This window comes from Arhodomonas sp. KWT, assembly GCF_010993615.1.
Map to the genome: position 1 here is coordinate 1 of NZ_WNXE01000089.1, position 1,124 is coordinate 1,124.

A 1,124-nucleotide genomic window follows, 5' to 3' on the forward strand; every position below is an offset into this window, starting at 1 on the left:
CCGTAGGGGATGTCGGCGACGTAGATCAGGTAACGCCGGTCGCCGTCTTCGGTGGCGGTCACCGCCGGCTTGCCGCTGGCAATGACCTCGCGAATACGTGCCATGCGCTGTTCCCGCTCCCCGCCCCGGGCGAGCAGTCTCGCCTTTCCGTCCGGGTCCGTGCCGCTCTGCCAGGGTTCGCGCAGGCTCAGCAGCAGGTGGTCCCAGAGCAGGAAGTACAGTCGCGCGGAGTAGGCGTCGTTGCCCTCGGCGGTACCCTGCAGACGGTTGAAGAAGCGGTCGATGGCCGGATCGGAGAAGCCGAGCTCGAGGCTGTAGCCGTCGTCACCCAGGGGTGAGTAGCTGTAGACGCGGAAACGCCGGGACACCGCCTCCAGCGTCGGCGGGCTGATCAGGGTATCGTCCTGCTGGTGGGCCCGCTCGAGGTAGTACTGGCCGTCCCGAAGCGCAGGCTGGTTGAAGTCCAGTCCGCGGTCCGGGGGGTAGGTGGTGTGGGTGACGTGCCAGTCCGGCGAGATCACGTAGATGTCCACCCGGTGCCCGGCAGCCCGCGACAGCGTCTCCTGCAGCGGCCCGAGGTCGGCGTCGCGGCCATGCTTGCGCAGCCATTCCCGGGCCCTGCGGTGCAGGGCAAGGAAGGTGTCGTGGCGGTCCTCGAGCCGGCGCTCCAGTGCGCCGTAGGCGCCGCGCAGCTCACCGCGTATGCCCGCGAACAGCGCCTTCTCCGTCACCGTTTCCAGCTTCTGCGCCTGGTCGAGCACGTACAGTGACGAGCCGGCGAGGATGACGCCCAGCGCGGTCACCAGACCGACCAGGCCCATGAGCAGCAGGCGATGGGTCTGCAAGGCACGCATAGGCGTTGTCCCGGGGCTGAGGCGGCGGCGTGTCGATGTATCGTTGTGGGTGCCGCTCCCGCGGCATCATCCGGTATCTCGGGGAACGGAACAACCCCGGGCGGGGTGTCGTGCAGGGACAGGACGGGTTCCAGGCAGGGGCAGGGCCGCGGCCCGGGCGGTACCGCCCGGGCCGGGATCCGGACACGTCAGTCGCTGAAGTGCGCGCGCACGGCCTCGATGCCGGGGGTACCGTCGGGCGTGCGGACGCCGTCCACCCACTGCCCGACA

General features: G+C 69.8%; 1 protein-coding gene. It reads right to left on the reverse strand.

Annotated features, from left to right (window positions below; translation table 11 throughout):
* On the reverse strand, positions 1–854 hold an 854-nt coding region (locus G7A99_RS12610; protein ID WP_163140643.1), incomplete at its 3' end, for a hypothetical protein.
* Positions 855–1,124 lie beyond the last annotated feature (270 nt).